At 30.8% G+C, this 15,023-nt stretch carries 12 protein-coding genes and 2 tRNA genes; 10 read left to right on the top strand and 4 right to left on the bottom strand.

The window, feature by feature from the left end; genetic code table 11:
* The first annotated feature begins 121 nt into the window (after positions 1-121).
* A complete protein-coding gene (locus ACZIYX_RS00825; RefSeq protein WP_462680286.1) occupies positions 122-1,570 on the top strand; it encodes a pyridoxal phosphate-dependent decarboxylase family protein in 1,449 nt (482 codons plus the stop codon).
* Positions 1,571-1,651: 81 nt separating this feature from the next.
* On the top strand, positions 1,652-2,050 hold the full coding sequence (locus tag ACZIYX_RS00820; protein WP_462680285.1) for a hypothetical protein: 399 nt from the start codon (positions 1,652-1,654) through the stop codon (positions 2,048-2,050).
* A 208-nt stretch (positions 2,051-2,258) separates the two neighbouring features.
* On the opposite strand, the gene ACZIYX_RS00815 is transcribed toward ACZIYX_RS00820, so the two are convergent.
* Positions 2,259-2,891 carry an NAD(P)H-dependent oxidoreductase gene (locus ACZIYX_RS00815; RefSeq protein WP_462680284.1) on the bottom strand — a complete coding sequence of 211 codons (633 nt, stop codon included), beginning with the start codon at positions 2,889-2,891 and terminating at the stop codon, positions 2,259-2,261.
* Between the two features lie 34 nt (positions 2,892-2,925).
* Entirely contained in the window at positions 2,926-3,504 is a 579-nt protein-coding gene (locus ACZIYX_RS00810) for a TetR/AcrR family transcriptional regulator (protein ID WP_462680283.1), read from the bottom strand.
* A 1,190-nt stretch (positions 3,505-4,694) separates the two neighbouring features.
* On the opposite strand from ACZIYX_RS00810, the gene ACZIYX_RS00805 reads away from it, so the two are divergent.
* The 4 genes from ACZIYX_RS00805 (at position 4,695) to ACZIYX_RS00790 (ending at position 8,034) form a co-directional block, all read left to right on the top strand.
* On the top strand, positions 4,695-6,086 hold the full coding sequence (locus ACZIYX_RS00805) for an RtcB family protein (RefSeq protein ID WP_462680282.1): 1,392 nt from the start codon (positions 4,695-4,697) through the stop codon (positions 6,084-6,086).
* A gap of 122 nt (positions 6,087-6,208) precedes the next feature.
* Positions 6,209-6,799 (top strand): hypothetical protein, encoded by a 591-nt coding sequence (locus ACZIYX_RS00800; protein WP_462680281.1) that lies wholly within the window; start codon positions 6,209-6,211, stop codon positions 6,797-6,799.
* Positions 6,799-7,494, top strand: a complete 696-nt coding sequence (gene prfH / locus ACZIYX_RS00795) for a peptide chain release factor H (protein ID WP_462680280.1) — start codon at positions 6,799-6,801, stop codon at positions 7,492-7,494. Before ACZIYX_RS00800 ends, prfH begins: the two co-directional genes overlap by 1 nt.
* A 3-nt stretch (positions 7,495-7,497) precedes the next feature.
* Positions 7,498-8,034 carry a tetratricopeptide repeat protein gene (locus ACZIYX_RS00790; protein WP_462680279.1) on the top strand — a complete coding sequence of 179 codons (537 nt, stop codon included), beginning with the start codon at positions 7,498-7,500 and terminating at the stop codon, positions 8,032-8,034.
* Between the two features lie 99 nt (positions 8,035-8,133).
* Here the strand turns inward: ACZIYX_RS00790 and ACZIYX_RS00785 are convergent, their stop codons facing one another.
* A complete protein-coding gene (locus ACZIYX_RS00785) occupies positions 8,134-9,156 on the bottom strand; it encodes a helix-turn-helix transcriptional regulator (protein ID WP_462680278.1) in 1,023 nt (340 codons plus the stop codon).
* A 162-nt stretch (positions 9,157-9,318) separates the two neighbouring features.
* Here ACZIYX_RS00785 and ACZIYX_RS00780 point away from each other — a divergent pair, with 162 nt between their 5' ends.
* Positions 9,319-10,701, top strand: coding sequence for an RtcB family protein (locus ACZIYX_RS00780; protein WP_462680277.1), 1,383 nt, complete (start codon positions 9,319-9,321; stop codon positions 10,699-10,701).
* Between the two features lie 10 nt (positions 10,702-10,711).
* Here ACZIYX_RS00780 and ACZIYX_RS00775 read toward each other — a convergent pair whose 3' ends face one another.
* Positions 10,712-13,426 carry an AAA domain-containing protein gene (locus ACZIYX_RS00775; protein ID WP_462680276.1) on the bottom strand — a complete coding sequence of 905 codons (2,715 nt, stop codon included), beginning with the start codon at positions 13,424-13,426 and terminating at the stop codon, positions 10,712-10,714.
* 776 nt (positions 13,427-14,202) lie between these two features.
* Here ACZIYX_RS00775 and ACZIYX_RS00770 point away from each other — a divergent pair.
* The 3 genes from ACZIYX_RS00770 (at position 14,203) to ACZIYX_RS00760 (ending at position 14,916) form a co-directional block, all read left to right on the top strand.
* Positions 14,203-14,275, top strand: a tRNA-Cys gene (locus tag ACZIYX_RS00770).
* Positions 14,276-14,343: 68 nt separating this feature from the next.
* Entirely contained in the window at positions 14,344-14,520 is a 177-nt protein-coding gene (locus tag ACZIYX_RS00765) for a hypothetical protein (protein WP_462680275.1), read from the top strand.
* A 341-nt stretch (positions 14,521-14,861) separates the two neighbouring features.
* Positions 14,862-14,916 (top strand) — tRNA-OTHER (locus ACZIYX_RS00760).
* Positions 14,917-15,023 lie beyond the last annotated feature (107 nt).

The raw sequence follows: 15,023 nt of genomic DNA, 5'->3' as shown, positions 1-15,023 counted from the left end.
TGCATTTTTGTTATTAATCTATAAAAATTAAGTATTTTTTATTATAAATATAGATAGTTACTTTTGAAATACAAAAAACAAAAGAACAATCACAACTATAGTTGTTTTTAAATTAAAAAAGATGCAACAGACCATACCAGATTTAGATATATTACAAAAAGCTTATGATCCTTCCGGTTTTAGAAATACAGGACATCAATTAATTGATTTACTATCTGACTATCTGGAGAAAACACAAAAGGACAGAGATTACCTTGTACTTCCTTATAAAGACCCGGAAGAAGAACTTCTATTTTGGCAACAAGATTTTTCTTCAGACTCAGGGATTATAGATGTTTTCAAGAATATTATAGAACATTCTATACATGTACATCATCCTAGGTATATAGGTCATCAAGTTGCAGTTCCTGCTTTGGTTTCTACGTTAGCAGGACTTATGTCTGATTTACTTAATAATGGCACTGGTGTATATGAAATGGGGATGGCTGGTAATGCTATCGAGAAAATTATTACCGATCTGGTGGCAAAAAAAATTGGATATACAAATGAAACATCAGGATTTATAACATCAGGAGGTACATTAGCGAATCTTACAGCACTTTTGGCAGCTCGAAAAGCCAAAGCCCCATCACCAATTTGGGAGCATGGAAATCAGGAAAAATTGGCAGTTATGGTTTCTGAGGAGGCTCATTATTGTATTGATAGGGCAGCAAGGATTTTAGGTTTTGGTAGTGATGGTATTATAAAGATACCTGTAGATAAAGATTTTAAAATAGATGTAGATGTTTTAGAGGAATATTTTGATAAGGCAACTTCTCAAGGTTTTCATGTTATTGCAATTATTGGTTGTGCTTGCTCTACGGCTACAGGATCTTATGATGATTTAAGCGCTTTGGCAGATTTTGCAGAAAAAAACAATCTATGGTTTCATGTAGATGGAGCTCATGGGGGAGGAGTTGTGTTTTCTGAAAAATATAAATATCTAACCAATGGTATTGATCGGGCAGACTCTGTTGTTATTGATTTTCATAAAATGTTGATGACTCCTTCTTTAAATACCGCACTAATTTTTAAGAAAGCAGAAAATGCATACCAAACTTTTGTGCAAAAGGCTCAATATCTTTGGGATTCGCAAGATACGCAAGAATGGTATAATTCTGGAAAAAGAACTTTTGAATGCACAAAATCCATGATGTCTATCAAAGTATATGCTGTCTTAAAAACCCATGGAGAAGGAATATTTGAAAAAAATGTAGATCATTTATATGATATGGCTGCATTTTTTTCAAAAACCATCCAACAAAGATCTTATTTTGAATTAGCTATGGATCCACAAGCTAATATTGTTAATTTTAGATACACTAATAGTAATACTAGAAGTATAAGTACACTAAACAATGAAATTCATCAAAAATTAATTAGATCTGGTAAATTTTATATTGTTCAAACTACGATAGGAGAAGAGCGTTATCTGCGAACCACAATTATGAATCCACTTACTCAACAAAAGGATTTAATAGCATTACTGGATGAAATTGAAATTATAGCAAATAATATTATCACAGCATAAATATTTTAACATTTTTATTACGCAACCAATATGGTAATTAATTCATCTATACTATATAAAACTGTTATTTATATAGTATAGATGAAATATTTTATTGGTTTAATAATTCTGTTTTCGATAATAGGATGTAGTAAAGATGATGATAACAGTCCTACCCCAAATTCGTCTGGTTTACAAGGGGATTGGAATCTGGTTAATGTTACAGGAGGGTTTATTGGTATAAATGAGAACTTTGAAAAAGGGGTAATTGTTTGGGTATTTAATGAAGACACAAAGATTGTAAAAATCACGAATAAAAACACAAAGGATGTGTACGATGTATTGCCATCGGGTACATATACCTATTCTATTTTAACGGTAAATGATTCTAAAGAATTGATCATCGATGATAAAAATGTTGGTAATTTTAAACTTACCACAAATCAATTTACCATTGATGACCAATTTAGAGATGGTTTTCGGGTTACCTTTAATCGTTAAAGATTAATTCTCTTATTTTTTTAGATACTTAATCTGTAAGAAAATTCTTTTTCTGCATTTTTATTAGAAGCAATATCCAATTTCTATTGTAGTGTGCCTGTTTTAACATTATAAATAGAATTACCTGTATGGGTTATACTTCCAAAAAAAATCTTGTTTTCGAGTTAAGCTTCGGGGAATTAAACCCCTCAACATGAGATTAAAAGCTCTATTCTATCACTGTCACAAGATCCTCTGTACTTTTTCTTACTTTAACTAAATTTACCAACCAATCCTCTTTTTCATCTCTATACCCTAAAGGCAATAAAACAGCACTCCTTAAACCTTTAGCTCTTAATCCTAATATCTCATCTACTGCCTCTGGATCAAAACCTTCAAGAGGGGTGGAGTCTACACCTTCAAAAGCCGCTGCCGCAATAGATTGTGAAAAAGCAATATATGCCTGTTTTGCCGCATGATTAAAATTTACTTCAGGATCTTTTTGAGGATAGGATCCCAGTAATTTTTGTCGGTAGTTTTCCCATCCTTCATTTTCAAAACCTCTAATTTCGTTGGTAAGATCAAACATTTTATTAATACGCTCTTCGGTATAGGTATCCCATGCAGCAAAAACTAATAAGTGAGAACAATCGGTTATTACAGATTGGTTCCACGCAACAGGTCTGATTTTTTCTTTAATATCACTATTTGTTATAACGATAATTTCAAAAGGTTGTAAACCGCTGGAGGTAGGCGCTAGTCTGGCAGCTTCAATAATTCGGTCAATTTTATCTTGTGATACTTTTTCACCATTCATTGCTTTTGCAGCATATCTCCATTTTAATTTATCTAATAATTCCATTTTATATTTTTTAATAGTTATTTATACGTTTGTTTTATGCTTTAATACTGTTCCATGCAGCCTGAAAAGCTTCTTCTATATGATCTTTATTTAATTGAAATATACCCCGTTGTTGCATGGTCATTAAAAAAGATAAAGGGCTTATAGTATATGCATAAAGTAAAAAAGGAGATAAATCCTTTATTACACCTTCATCTATGCCCCTTTGCCATAAATCGAGTAGGGGTTGCAGGTGTTTTAAACCTTTTTGTCTACTGATTTCATCTATCATAGGACTATGATCGCACTGACATAAAAACAAAGCTTCATCGGTTTCTTTTAGTTTAAAATTGGCAATGCGTTTCCAAACGATTTCAAAACCATCTATAACAGATACATCAGGAGTATACGTCTCAAAAGCATAGCTTGTAAAAGCTGTTTTTACTTCTATATACACTTGATTAATAAGGTCTTGTTTACTTTCAAAATACAAATAAATGGTTGCTGGAGATACATTAGCCATTTTTGCTATTTTGGACATAGGCGCAGCATGAAACCCATTGTTATTCACTAGATTTATAGTTGCTTTTACCAGAGCATCCCTCTTAATTTGGCTTTTCAATAATTTGGACATAGCATTAAATTCTGGTGTAAAAATAGTAAAAATGAATGTTCATTCTTTTTTACTACAATAGTTTATATATTAATTAACATTGTAAAGTAGAGAAGAAGATAGTAATCAATATAGCATATATACATATTTGTAATATCTTGAAAAGAACATATTCCTACTTTGTCATCTTATATATGCTTTTATTTGATTTTTAGATCTACCATTAACATCCCTCTAAATCTCCCTTCAAAGGGAGACTTTTACTCCTTCCTTTGAAGGAAGGTCAAGATATATGTATTTTTAAATCTAAGATGACAAAGTAGGAGTATAGTTGAATTTTATAGAAAAAATTGGAAAGAATAAAATAATTATACCATATTTGCATCCTAAATTAAGAACAAAAAAAGTTTTAGCCTATGTTATTATCATTTGTACATAAAAAGGACGCTGTAAAGCTGTTTTCAAATCAAGAATATTAGGTATAAAACCATTGAAAAGATATAAAACAATAGAGCGTCCAAGAAATTGGACGTTTTTTTTATGTCATTTTTTCATAAACTATCCCTGTATAATAAAATAGTATTTGAAAGTTAAGCAACCTAATTTCAATTAGTTACTAAATAAGCGGATATCCGTTAACTAACGGACAGGGATAATTATGCATATTTGTAAAATTAACTAATTGAAAATCAGTTAAATATGTTTAAAATTAGTTTGCTTATTTAAAAAACAGATGTATATTTGCATCGCAATTAGCGAATTGCATAAAAATAATAAATAACCCTTAATACCGAAGTAAAATGATCTTTACAAATATATTTTGCGATTCTCTAAAAGAACTAGGTTCTGCTATGAGAATGCTTCGGGACTTCCTTCACTACTAAATAATAATAATCGTTATTATATATGAAAAGAAGTCTGAAGCCATAACGTTTCGGATTTTTTTGTTTTACACTTTGTTACATCAGTTAGGTCGAATTTTATAGATTTAGTACATTCAATTTTTCAGGCTAAACCAGCCTAAATCTTTCGTACTTAATTTATTGAATATCTTTCAGGTTGAGCTTGTGGAACGTGCCAGAGTAAACTTTTCAAAAGCCTGTCTGGCTAAGCTTGTCAAAGCCAAATTTCCCGAAACACATATTAAAAGAATGTCAAACAGAGAAACATACATTGTCTTTCTCCAATTTGACAAACATTAAATTATACCAATGGGAAATAAACTAAGAGGAAAAGACTTAATAAAATTAGGCTTTCCTAAAAACAATAGCATTAATGTGGCTTTGGGTCAGATTAACAGATATCAAAAGAAAATTAAAAAAGAATATATATTAACAGAAGCCAAAAAAGTATTACTAGATCCAGAAGCATATCAAGGAGATGGTGTTTGGGGCAAAATAGCAGAGAGTTTATTAAAACCTGTAGAAGTTAAAAAACAGGTTTTAAAAACTGTAAGGTCACCGTTTCATATCTATGGCGAAAATGAAATTGACGACCAAGCCAAATACCAATTGTTTGATGCCCTAAAATTACCAGTAGCAGTAGCTGGTGCCTTAATGCCAGATGCACATACCGGATATGGTTTGCCAATAGGAGGTGTACTTGCAACAAAAAATGCAGTTATTCCTTATGGAGTAGGAGTAGACATAGGTTGTAGAATGTGTTTAACAATATACCCTATAAAAGTATCCTACCTTAAAGGAAAAAAGCACCAGTTAGAGAATATATTATCCGAGCATACCAAATTTGGAATGTATGAAACTCATAAAATAAAGCATGATCACGAAATCTTTGAGCGGGATGAATTTAAAAGCATTCCGTTGGTAAAAAGATTAAAAGACAAGGCATATAAACAATTAGGAACCTCGGGTAGTGGTAATCACTTTGTAGAATTTGGAGTAGTTACTCTAACAGATATAAAAAATGAATGGGGATTAGATACCGGAGAATATTTGGGGGTACTTACCCATAGTGGCTCTCGGGGACTAGGTGCAAATATAGCAAAGCATTATACCTATTTAGCCACAAAACAATGCCCGTTGCCAAAGCATGTACAACAATTGGCTTGGCTGGATTTAAACACCCACGATGGACAAGAATATTGGTTAGCAATGAATTTGGCAGGAGATTACGCACAAGCATGTCATGATGATATACATGCCAGAATAGCAAAATTATTGGGATCAAAACCTGTAGCAAAAATTGGAAACCATCATAATTTTGCCTGGAAACAAAAAGTAAATGGAGAAGAATGTATTGTACACAGAAAAGGAGCTACTCCTGCAGCCAAAGGAGAACTAGGAATTATACCAGGATCTATGACTGCCCCCGGGTTTATTGTAAGAGGATTAGGTAACGAAGATAGTTTACAGTCTGCATCGCATGGCGCAGGTCGTTTACACTCCAGAAGAAAGTGTAAAGAAAAAATTACGAACAGTGACATTAAAAAACACTTAAAAAATCATGGAGTTACCCTTATAGGAGGAGGAATTGATGAGGCGCCAATGGCATATAAAAATATTGAAAAAGTAATGGCAAATCAGCAAGAATTGGTAGAAACTGTAGGAACATTTACTCCTAAAATTGTTCGAATGGATAAGTAGTATAATTTGGGCGTTACCCTACGGGTCAGGCTTTCGGCTATATCTTTTGTATGCTCCTTCCAAAAAAAGGAACATACAAAAGGATGCCGCCTCAATCCCTAACGCAAAATAAAAAATAAAAAATGGAAACAAATAGATTTAGATCAACCATAAAAAGCCTAACCGCTTTCAAAGATATCATAAATGTTCATTGTCCAAATTGCAATGAAAAGGCTTCGTTGCATAGAAGATTTGAAGATTATAGAAGTTACTGTGATCACTACGAATTTAGATGTAATAATTGCCATACAGAAGTAAAGGAAATAAAGAAATTTATATATAGCGTAAATAGAAATTGTCCTTTTTGTCCAGCTGTTATAAACTATAGATCGCTCCCTACTTCTAAGATTAAAAAAGAGGTAGAGGTGACTTGCAACGAATGTAAAGAAAGAATTTGTTACACTCCAAAAGTTGAGTCAGTATATGATTGGAAACTTAAAGGAGAAAATATAGAATTTACGTACTGGTTTAATGAAAGATTTAAAGGAGAAATGTTTTGGGCAGTAAATGAAGAGCATTTAATATATCTAGAAGATTTTATTTCGGCAAAGCAAAGACAACGAAGTAAAAAAAACTATGGAATGATGTTAGTTGATAAACTACCACAATTTATAAAGGATAAAAAAAATAGAGATGAATTATTAAAATTAATCTTAAAACTAAAGAATAAGTAATGAATCAAAAAATTATACAAATAACAGCAGGCAGAGGCCCGACAGAATGTTGCTGGGTCGTTGCCCAAGTACTTAAATATTTTTTAGAAGAAGTACAACAAGTAGGATTATCCTATACCATAGTCCAAAGAATACAAGGTACAGAAAATGGCACATTGCAATCTGCTATGGTTACACTAGAAGGAAAAGAAATGGAATTATTTTTAAAATCCTGGATAGGTACTGTACAATGGATAGGAACGTCTACTTTTCGTAAATATAATAAACGAAAGAACTGGTTTATAGGTGTTTATGAGTTAGACATACTACATCTGGAAAAATTAAAGGAATCGGATATTATATTTCAAACTATGCGAAGTTCTGGACCAGGTGGGCAGAATGTAAACAAAGTAAATTCGGCAGTTCGAGCAATACATCGACCTACAGATACGAGTGTAGTGGCAATGGATAGTCGTTCGCAACACCAAAATAAAAAAATAGCAATAGAGCGATTAAAAGATAGAGTATTAGAAGTACAATTAGAAAAATTAAAGCAATCTTTATCCGATCAATGGGAGAACCATCTTAATGTACAACGAGGAAACCCAATTAGAATATTTAAAGGAACTGATTTTAAGAAAGAAAAGAAGGTGAAAACCTTTAAAAACAAACGAAATCAGTTGAAAAAAGAGTTACAAAACGAATTAAAAAAATAAGAAATGAGTAATTTATTAGACAAATATTTATTTCAGGCATTAGATGCATACCCCTATAATCTCGAAGAGGCCGTAGAGTCTTTAAACTATGCATTGTCTTATGATCAACGAAATCCGACCGCATTAAGTCTTTTGGGGCAGATATATGCAGAGAATTTAAAGAATTATGAAACCGCAAAAGAGTATTTTCAACAAGCTTTGGCAGAGGATATGTATGCAATAGATGTGTATCCAAAATACATTAATGTATTACTTTGGAATGAAGATTATGAAGAAGCTGAAAAATTAATAGAATTTGCATTAACCGTAAAAGGAACAGATAAAGCAGTATTATACGTTAAAAAAGGTCTTTTGTTTGAGCAAAAAAAGAAATATAAAAGGGCGTTAAAATATTTAAAATTAGCAAAAGAACATACGTATAATAATGTATTTATTGAAGAGATAAAAGAAGAAAAAGAAAGGATTAAAAGTAAAATGCCTAAGAAAAAATCAACGGATGCTACATCAAAATCCGCTGCTAAAGAAACAAAGAAAAAATAATTAAGCTAGTTATTCTAATCTATATTTAGAATGACTAGCTAAAATAAAACCTCTCAAAAGAATAAAATACCCTCTATCACAGGAGATGGCAAGTACAACTTATACATTTTTGTATAGCTGATACGCTTTTTCTAATTTTTTACAAATTCTTTTTCTAAGCAGCTTAGGTTGTAAGACTTCAATAGTCTCCCCAAAACCAAGGATTAAGCGTTCAAATTCAAAATTTAAGTGCACCTGTAGTTGGATTATGGTACTGCCATCTTCTAATTTTTCTATAACCTCTTGAGAATGATGAAAAGGTTTGGTTAACACATAAGGACTATTATTTTTGTCTAATTTTAAAATTACTTTTTGTATTTGTTTCTCATTAAGTACCGTTACCCCAATAGTATTTTTATAATATTCGTCACCATTAAACTCTTCATTGGTATAGGGTATAAGAGTATCAAAATCTATTTTAAGGATTCTATCCAGAGCTAAATTTACAATAGATTTATTTTTTGTAGCATTTTGTTTTCCTATTAAAAACCATCGATTATTGAATTCTTTTAAAATAAATGGATGAAATATAAATTCTGAAGCTTTTATAGCAGTAAAAGATTGATACGTAATTTTTAATACTATCTTTTTAAGAATTGCCTGATATAATATATCCAAATGTTTTAATCCTTTCAATTTCTCGTTTTTATCGAGGTGAATAATGGCAGATTGATGTGTCTTTTCTGTATATACTTTATCCTCTAGTCGTTGTATGATACCTCCTAGTTCTGCAAAAAGTGAAAAGTCTTTAAACTGTTTTAACATTTCTACAGTTTCCGATAATACGTTCATATCATTTTCAGTTAAAGGAATATCGGTAATAGAATATCCTTCATTACAATATCTATAATATTTTTTTTGATATACTTCAATAGGAGCATTATATCCCAATTTGTCACTACGCATCATTTGGATATCCAGTTGCACAGTGCGTTTACTCACATTAATATTTCTTCCTTCATATTCATATAACGCATCCGAACAAGCATCAATAAGGCCCTCTAAAGTCCATTGGCGATTATTGTTTTGCAGACATTTGTCTATGGTTTTATATCGTATTAATGCATTTTTATTTAAAGCCATAACTCTATATTTTTAAGAAAAATAAGGATTATTCACATCTACGCAAAATGATTGCGTATAAAGATGGGATATTTGTATCAGAATTATAAATGAGTTGTTAGATATTGATTTAAAGCGATATATACCCAACTGATAATCAATTAAAATCAAGAAAAAAGAATTATGAAAAACAAAATAAAAATCACAGGAAAAACATTAATTGATTTAGGGTTTCGATCCGGAAAGTGGTTTCCAGAGGCAATTGATTTTATAAATATAAATCAATTAGAAGGGGAAGCAATGCATGCGTATTTAGAGCAATTCAAATCCCCGCCAATACAAGATTTACATAAGGAATCTATACCATTTGCAATTAATATAAAAGCTGAAAATGAGTTAGAAGAAATCAATGTAAACTCGGTGATAACATCTATGAATACGTTAATGAAAACTCCAACAATAGTTAATGGTGCGATAATGCCAGATGCTTGTCCTACAGGACCTAACGGAACAATTCCGGTAGGAGGGGTGGTTGTAGCAAAAAATGCAATTCACCCGGGAATGCATAGTGCAGATATTTGCTGTTCGGTAATGCTTACTGATTTTGGTAAAACGGAACCTAAAAAAGTATTAGACGCAGCACATAAAAACACACATTTTGGACCAGGAGGAAGAGACAGAGATACTCAGTATAGATTTCCAGAGGAATTATTAAAAGATTTTAAAGGTAATTATATGCTGAATAACGAAAAAATGATTCAAGCAGCAAGATCGCATTTAGGAACACAAGGGGATGGTAACCATTTTTTGTTTATCGGTATATCCAAAAATACAGGCAATACCATGATGGTTACCCATCACGGATCCAGAGGGCCTGGAGCCAATTTATATTCTCAAGGGATGAAAATTGCAGAACGTTTTAGAAAAGATCTGTCACCAGAGACATTAAAACAAAATGCATGGATACCTTTTGATACAGAAGAGGGGCAAACCTATTGGGAAGCATTGCAAATTATACGAAAATGGACAAAAACTAACCATGAAGTAATACATAATACTACCTTACAAGCGCTAGATATAGAAGCATTAGACCGATATTGGAACGAACATAATTTTGTATTTAAAGACAAAGACTTATTTTATCATGCAAAAGGAGCAACCCCATTAAATTCTAAGTTTATGCCAGATATAACAGGCCCAAGATTGATTCCGCTAAACATGTCAGAACCAGTATTAATCGTAGAAGGAGAAACTACAACAAATAATCTTGGTTTTGCACCACACGGAGCTGGGCGTAATGTGAGTAGAACACAACATAAAAAAAGTAAAACAGGAACATTTCAAGAGATTTTTGAAGAAGAAACCAAAGGATTAGATGTTCGTTTTTATTCTAATGAAATTGATATCTCAGAACTACCTAGTGCCTATAAAAATGCCGAAACCGTGCGAAACCAAATGGACGAATTTGGATTGGGCAAAGTAATTGACGAAGTTTTGCCTTATGGATGTATTATGGCAGGGGATTGGCAAAAAAATGCACCTTGGAAAAAAAGGAAAAAGAAATGAAAATGTTTCATTAAATCATTTTATATCGTATATGTTGTAAACAAGCCTCTTTATTTACCTGCCAATACGCATAAGGTATTGTAATAATTGAAACTTTTGTTCTAAATAATGTTTTGTACTGATTAATAGAAAATGTTTTTTCTAATTCTCCTGGATAGCCTACTAAATCAATACAAATTAGTTTATTATTAATAGTAAGAATTATATCCAAAACATAACCAGCAAGGATGTAATTAATCATGATATCTTCTTTTTTAACACCTAAATGAAGTAATTCTTCATAAACTTGGTTAGCAAAATAATCTACATAATTAGTGGTTTTTAAACCAGTATCAAAAATTTGACTATGAGAATAATAATCAATTAATAGGTGCTTGTTTTTAAACCCTTTTGGCGAAAAAGAATAATATAAAAATTGTTTCTTTTTTGCTCTCGTAATACTTACATTAAATACATCTTCTCTATCTAAATATTGAAAAACAGAAGAGCTAGTGTTATTGTCTATAGTAAAAGTAATATACATCAAATCTCTTTCTTCTCCCTGAAAACTAAAAGGAGTGCCTATCGTTATTTTATGTTTTTTGATATATAAAATATCAAACTCTTCTATTTTACTTTTTATATAATTCACTTGATCTCTAAAAGGGGATAAAACCCCAATAGAAGAACACATATGCAGAGGCAGGTCTTTTTCAAATTGTATAACTTGTTTTATATCTGATAGTATTTGATCTGCTTCTGCCAGATTTATTCCATTACTTCCTTTTATACCATTACATGAAATCCAATATACAGAAGATTGTTTTTGATGGATTTGTAAATCTGACATGATTTTTAGGTTTCCATCATAAAATTTCTCGTTACTATAATTTATAATACTGGGGACACTTCTATAATGTTCATCCAAAAAATGAATGCTGCTTTGAGAATCTAACCGATCTAAAACATAATCCAAAAAACTGTGTGTTCTGTAATTTAGAACATCATTTCCTTCTATAACATTATGTAGAGTAGCTGTATTTAATAATACCTCATTAGATAAAAAAGAAATATGTCTTAATTGTTTAGGATCTCCTACAATTACTATTTTTTTTGCTCTGGCAAGAATAGGGATCATTGTTGCTATATCGCATTGAGAAGCCTCATCAATAATAGCAATATCAAACATATCATTTTTTAGAGGTAGAGTATGACTAATATCTGCGGATTTAGTAATCCAAATAGGTAAACATTGTACTATTAAATCAAAATCAATAGATGCTAATAAATCTGCTCTTTTTCCCGTGTCTGATGATTTAATAAGTTTTAATAAATCCTGAAAAGTGCTTCGTTTATAGCTAAGAAGAGAAACTATTTTGCTTTTATATTGTAATGTTATTAGATTCTTGATTAATTGGCTTTTTTCATGAATTGCATCTTTAAGAAAATCAATTAATACCCAAAAAGGGAGTCCTTTAAGAATTTTTGAAGAAATATACCTTCTTTTTAAACTTCTAAAAAAAGAAGGGTTTATATCTACAAATAACTCTCCATTTTCAATTTCCTTCCCCTCTCTTTCTGTAATTTCTTTTTCAATTTCATCAATCCTTTTTTGTTTACTCTCAATATCCTTTTTTTTCTTGTTTACATAATCATTTTTAACTTCAAAATGTTTAAAACGTAGAATAGATTCTATTTTTTTCTTTAAAACAGACTTATAGCTTCTTCCAACTCCTGCACGTATAGATAATCCTTTAATCCCTAAATCGTGAACAATTTTTTCTTGTAAAACATCAACAGCCTGATCAGATTTAGAGCATATCAAAACACTTTTCTCATTGTATACCATGTCAATTGCTAAGGAAGCGATGGTATATGATTTTCCTGTTCCCGGAGGTCCTATAACTACAGTCACATCACTAGATTTAGCACCTAGTATAATATCTAATTGAGGTTCACTTAAATTTGAGGGTACGTAAACAGGTTTGTTTTTGTTTATTTTTTTGTCAGACCAAATTTTATTTCCAGAAAACAATGTCCTTAATGTTTCATTATAAAGGTGCTTTTCTTTTATTTCTTCAATTTCATATAAAACTCCTCTACTGGATTTCGACTTTTCTATAATCCCAATAGAAAAAACAGGAGAAAGTTTTAAGGATTCTTTTTTTGTATATTTCTTTAAATCACTATCGGCTATTAACAAAGGTAATTTGTCTAGTTCCTTTGTATCAATGTCTATATACTCCTTTATTTTAGATGAAATTTGGGTAATATTTTGATATTGTGGTTCTTCATTATTTATTAGATTCTCTATTTCCAGTAAAAATGTTTCTCCAAGATTGTAATTATTTTTAATTAAATTAAGAAGAGTAGTATTGCAACTATTTTCATCAAAATTATATTTAAAATAATAGATCCCTTTTACATCTTTTTCCAGGGTAACTGGTGTTGTTATAAGAGGAGCATAAATAGTTTGTCTTTTACCTAAAAATGTTAATTTTCCAGTAATGAAAAAACTGGAAGCAATTAAAGTTTTTTCTTTTTTATGAATTTCTATATACTTATATAGCTCTTCACCAAGATTTTGATCTAATCTAACAGGATCTTCTTTTTGATATAACTTTGTTATATTCTCTATATAAAATCTTTCATCAACCTTAACTCCCAAGTAATTTAAGATATTATTGTCTCTAAATTCTTGTTTATAACAATCTTGATAATAGGATATGATTTTTTCGATTTGCATATATTAAATTTAAAACCCTTGTATTTTTTAATCTTTTGTCAAAGCTAGAGCTTAATTTTTAAAATAATTTGGAGAATATGTAAAAAACTACCCATATTTGCATAACAAAATGACACAGAATAGAATACATATAACACCAAAATCGCTTTTTTGTAAATGCGATTACCGATGGATTACCGAGGTATCCATTCGAAACAGGGCGTTGTGTAGCTATTTTTGATCCCATATATAATGTGATTTAATACAAAAACTAGATATAACCATGAGCGTCCAATAAATTGGACGCTTTTTTTATGATTTTTTTTAAATGAATGTATAAAAGTTAATGAACACATATAAAATAATATTTGGAAACTAAGCATCAGAAACACAAACGATTGCCAAAAAATCCAAAATCTGTTATAAAACGGACAGGGATTTCTATATTTAATTTTTAAATATAAGTAATTGATTTTCAGTAAAATAAAGTTAAAAATAGTTTGGATATTTAAAAAATGTTTTGATCTTTGCATTGTGCAATACAAACAAAATAATAAGAAAGATTGTACTAATATAAAGCATATAAAAATGATACCTAATAATTCAGAACACATAGTAACCCGCCTTTTAACCAAGCAAGAAAGATATTGTTCTGTTATTAATATAATAGGTGTCAATTTTATAGAAAGTATGAGGATAAGAACATAACTTATTTACATCAAGATATAAAAAAGACGCCCGAACAAGGCGTCTTTTTTTATGCTCTTTTACGAAAAAATATTCTATCGTATCCCAAAGACAAGATGGCTGAAAGGTGAAGGCAACGGTTTGCAAAACCGCTTTTTATGAGTTCGAATCTCATTCTTGTCTCTATTTTAAATACCTCCTGTTTTATCACAGTATTTAAAACAATATGTAACTAAATAAATTAATCTATTATGAAAACTCACTTTACGATTACAAAAGAAAAAATGAAAAGAAAAAGCCCGTGGATCACCAGAGTACTATTGAAGTGGGGGGCTATCTATGTAAATGCCATGAGCAAAGCTCTGTACCCACCAGAAACTAAAGGTGTAGAAAGTAAAAATGACATACATCGTACTTTTTATAAATAAAAAAGAAAACTACGCATAATCACTGCGTAGTTTGTTTGCACCTTTGTTACGTACTAAAAACAAGCCTTTAGATGTAATCCAATAAAAGGTTTTACATAGTGTCATGCCTGCAGGTAAGGCACGCTAAAGTTCATAGATAATAATGTAGATTTTGGTAAATACCAGATGATAAAAATATCAAGCAAGTCTTGTTGCGTGTTTCTGTATAGCACCATTGTATGAAGTATTGCAAATTTTTGTATGATCGCTTCATATACAATTTGACTTGAAGGTTTGTTTATTGCCAAAAATAAACACGTTTCTGTAATCGTGGGTTCGAATCCCACTCTGTGAAAACAGATAGTTTAGCGGATAGAACAACAGATGTTTGCGCAGGTTCGATTCCTGCCAAGGCCACTTTTTTAGGCTTTGTAGCTCAGTCTGGTTAGAGCACTACACTCATAATGTAGGATATGGACTAAAAATCCATTTTTTTCAAAAGCAGATCATCTTTTAAAACTGAT

The organism is Aquimarina sp., from assembly GCF_977115655.1.
The sequence above is the reverse complement of the archived record's forward strand: the minus strand, read 5'-3'. Positions and strand labels throughout refer to the sequence as shown.